Genomic DNA, 3898 nt, shown 5'->3' on the forward strand with positions numbered 1-3898 from the left:
CGAAGGGCCTGGAAGGTCTTGGAATAAGGGAATGGGCCTGCTTCGAATGTGGCGCGTATCATCATCGCGACATCAATGCGGCAGACAACATTCTCGCGGCGGGACGTCGCCGTCTAGCAGTAGGAATCCCCGTCCTTCCCGCGCCTCGCGCGGCAGCCGCAGGCTGAGGGCGGGGAGGACGTCAATTATGCCAATCTGGCAGAACTACTTGTTTTGCAAACGTGCGCGGTTCATCCCATTTGCCCCTTCAATCGTCTGTCTTTTGGCAGCTTGTGCTAGAAATTCAACAATCAGCCAAATGTTGAAGAACGGCGGTACTCGACGATCTCAAGAGGTGATCTTAGCCAGCCGGTTGGTGCGGCCAAAGCAGTCTAAGTACAATACAATCGTGACCCACGCGCATGGATATGCTCGGGAATGACCTAGGTATGGACATGCGCAGGACTGCAACGTCGAATTCCGTCTCGTAATCCATCAATATGAGCGGGAAGCGCTAGCTGATTTGAAGTCGAAATTTCGCAATACACCTATGACTATGCGTCATAAATCGTCAGGGGGAATTGTGGTTCCATAGAGTAGTCAGGACCTGACGTCGATGCTACGTGCGCGGCGGCCAGATTAATGTTTGGTTCGCCGGCAGGAGAGCCTCGTATGACGGAAGATAGGAAACGCCCTTGCGCAGTGATCGTTGGGGTGGGTGCAGCGCGAGGATTGGGTTCAGCCCTTTGTAAGCGCCTTTCTAAAGAGGGATACCATGTGGTTGTCGTCGGGCGTACTGCAGCCAAAGTGCACGCGGTTGTAGCGTCGATTGCTTCTCAGGGAGGATCCGCGGAAGCGATGGTCGCCGATGCGTGCAGCGAAAGCGACGTTACGCATTTATTCAATCACGCGTTCAATTCGAATACCTATATTCCAGAGCTAATCGTCTTCAACGCCGGTAACAACAGGCGTATGAAATTTTTGAAGACGACGGTGCACGACTTTGAAGAGTTTTGGCGAGTTGGATGCTTTGCCGGATTTCTTGTCGGGCGCGAGGCCGCTCGCTGGATGGTCCCGTTGGGAAGGGGAACGATCATTTTCACCGGTGCTTCAGCCAGCCTTCGTGGCAAGTCGGGATTCGCCCATTTCGCTTCGGCGAAAGCTGGACTGCGGATGGTGAGCCAAAGTAAGGCGCGAGAATTTGGACCGATGGGCCTTCATGTTGCCCACGTCGTAATTGATGGCTGTATAGACGGGGAGCGTCTCCAAGCTGCACAACCTGAACGGTTCGCTGCGGCGGGCCGGGATGGGTTACTAAATACGGATTCGATTGCCGATTGCTCCCTGGGCCATTCACCGACAGGAGCGTTCAGCCTGGACTCAGGAGCTGGATTTGCGCCCCTACGCCGAGTCGTATTGAAGTCTGCCGCCAAACGAGGCCGAATCCGGGCCTCGCCAGTGCTTGACGGCTTCTGATTACATCGTTGGTCTGACCGAGCCGGCATCGCCAACGTTGGGGTCGATGACCTTACCCCGCCGAGTACACCACTCGTAAGTTAGTTGGCTCGCCGGCTTTTGGCGTTCAGTGGACGCCACCAATCGATAAGCACCAAATCATCGGAGGAGTTCTAACTGCCCTGGAAGATCGGCGCGTCCTGTTTGCTCCCCACTAGCTTGGGGGAGCAACGCCACAGCGGTGCGCCTTCGGAAAACGACGCAGCAACAGGAATCGCTGGACCAGAGCCGGCCAAGCGTTCCCGTTCCCCCAAGTCCGAGAGGGCCAGTTGCTGAGACGAACAGCAAAATGAGTCGCAGGTCTTCAGGAGGACTGTTGCAGGCTTTTAACGCCCCATTTTCATCAATCCTCCACCGCTTCAAGGAGCTTGGCTGTGTCTGTATGCATGTCGAACTTTGCAAGCATCTCGCCACGCACTGTCCAGACGTGGGCGAAGGCGGCCGAGAATGATCGCCCGGTTTTCTTAAACTTGCCGGAATAGGTTCCAAGCGAAACAACGCGGTCACCCTCGGTGATGAACTCGTGCGCCTTAGCGGAAAACCCGACCCAGTCGCCGGAAAGCGGTTTGAGGAGGTTATCCAGAACAGCCTGCGGCCCCTTCCAGGCGCCGCTGTAGTACGGAAAACGCTCCGCCACCGTCCATTCGACCTGGTCATCCAGAAGTGAGAGGGCGGCGGGGACGTCGCCGTTGCCCAGAGCGTCGTAGAAGCGGCGCACGGTATCCACTGGCGTGGTCATGAAAGCCTCCGAATCTATTAGGAATGAGGAACCATGGCACTGCCGGATCGGCGGCGTGGCGCCGCCGATCCGGCATGGCTTGCTCAGACGACCTTCGCGAGATGACCTAAGCCGAGCGCCTCGACGACATTTGCCTGCACGGGCGCCGTCTGCGCGTTGACGAGATCGGAACCGAACGCCGCCCCGACCACGGTACGCGCCGGGCGATTGCCCTTGGGCAGCGCCACGAGTTTGGCGATTGCCTCGGCGACGTCGTGGGGATTGGGAGCGTCGGGGGCTTGGAACGTTGTCATGACGTGCTTGAAAATGGCACCGGGAATCTCACCGACCGCACCGTAAGCCGCCACCCGGTCGGTATCGGCGGGCAACTGAAGGTTCTCATACAGCGGGGTTGGATAGGCGCTCGGCTGCACCAGCACGACATCGATGCCGAGTTGCGACACCTCGTAGCGGAGGCTGTCGGTGAGCGCCTCGACCCCGAACTTGCTGGCGCCGTAAATGCCGAAGAAGGGGAACGTCACGCGGCCAAGGATCGAGCCCACGTTGACGATCAATCCCTCGCCTTGTCCGCGCATCGCGGTCAGTACCGCACGGGCGGTACGCAGCACGCCCACGACGTTGGTGTCGAGCACGATCTTCGCCTGCTCCGACGTGAAGGCCTCGGTGACACCGGCTGACATGATGCCCGCATTGTTGACGAGCACATCGATGCGCTTGGCGCGCTTCAGCACCTCCTGCACGCCACGGTCGACCGAGGCATCGCTGCTGACATCGAGTTCGACGACCTCGATGGTCTGTTTACGGAGCGCCTCCGCATGTTTTCGGTTCTTTCCTTCCGGATCGCGCATTGAGGCGAACACGCTATGGCCGGCGCGAGCCAAGGTTTCCGCCGTGTCGCGGCCGAAGCCGGTGCTGGCACCAGTGATCAGGATGATCTTGGACATGATTGGGTTCCTTCAGGGTAGACGAATTGGGGGAGGTGGCGGCGCGGACTTGCTTCGCCGCGTGCTACCAGCGGGTATCGCTGCCAGGTATGCCGGTAGCGGGCATCACGTCTGTCCGGCCGGAATAGCATGCGAATCTACAGCTATAAATCACACGCGATACCTGATGACTTATGCTTCTGTTATTCCGCTCCTTCCGACTGACGGGGAGACGGCCGAAGCACCAACTTGCCCTCGCGCAGAGTCACTCGCTATAAAGGTGCAGACGAGCGTGATTCCTGCGGCGACCATCGCAAAGATTGCCACGGACGTGAATCCTCCATACTTGGCGAGGAGAGCCGTTGCGATCAGCGGTGTCGGTGCTCCGGCCAAGAGCGCGCCCAGCTGAAAGCCGATCGTGACACCGCTATATCGGACTTCCGGACTGAACATCTCGGCGAACCAGGCCGCCATGGGCGAAAACACCGCTGCGTGGGCGATCGTAAGAACCAAGATCTCGGCAAGGAGGATTAGTTTAGGGTCGCCGGTGCCCACCATGAAAAAGAATGGGAAGGGCGCGATCACCGCCACGAGCGCGCCGAAGGCGACGACGGGCTTGCGGCCGATCCTGTCCGAAAGTGCGCCAAACAACGGGCTCGTTCCCAACTCAAGTGCCGCGGCGATCAGGATGGCAAACAGTACCGTATGTCGCGGCAAACCCAGATGACTCGTCATGTACGAC

General features: G+C 58.7%; 4 protein-coding genes and 1 pseudogene. 2 read left to right on the top strand and 3 right to left on the bottom strand.

Translation table 11 applies throughout. The features are described from left to right. Positions 1–23 precede the first annotated feature (23 nt). Entirely contained in the window at positions 24–167 is a 144-nt protein-coding gene (locus J3489_RS36900) for a zinc ribbon domain-containing protein (RefSeq protein ID WP_374193523.1), read from the top strand. 484 nt (positions 168–651) lie between these two features. Further along, positions 652–1399: pseudogene (locus tag J3489_RS36905) on the top strand (SDR family NAD(P)-dependent oxidoreductase). A gap of 438 nt (positions 1400–1837) precedes the next feature. Here the strand turns inward: J3489_RS36905 and J3489_RS36910 are convergent. From J3489_RS36910 to J3489_RS36920, 3 genes are all read right to left on the bottom strand, one after another. Further along, positions 1838–2233, bottom strand: coding sequence for a nuclear transport factor 2 family protein (locus J3489_RS36910; protein WP_207005722.1), 396 nt, complete (start codon positions 2231–2233; stop codon positions 1838–1840). Positions 2234–2316: 83 nt separating this feature from the next. Further along, the gene (locus J3489_RS36915; protein ID WP_207005723.1) at positions 2317–3177 is read right to left on the bottom strand and encodes an SDR family oxidoreductase; all 861 of its coding nucleotides are present in this window, start codon (positions 3175–3177) and stop codon (positions 2317–2319) included. A 171-nt stretch (positions 3178–3348) separates the two neighbouring features. After that, positions 3349–3898 (bottom strand): MFS transporter (locus J3489_RS36920; protein ID WP_207005724.1); only part of this gene is annotated, 550 nt, incomplete at its 5' end.

Source organism: Trinickia mobilis (genome assembly GCF_017315705.1).
GTDB classification, from domain to species: domain Bacteria; phylum Pseudomonadota; class Gammaproteobacteria; order Burkholderiales; family Burkholderiaceae; genus Trinickia_A; species Trinickia_A mobilis.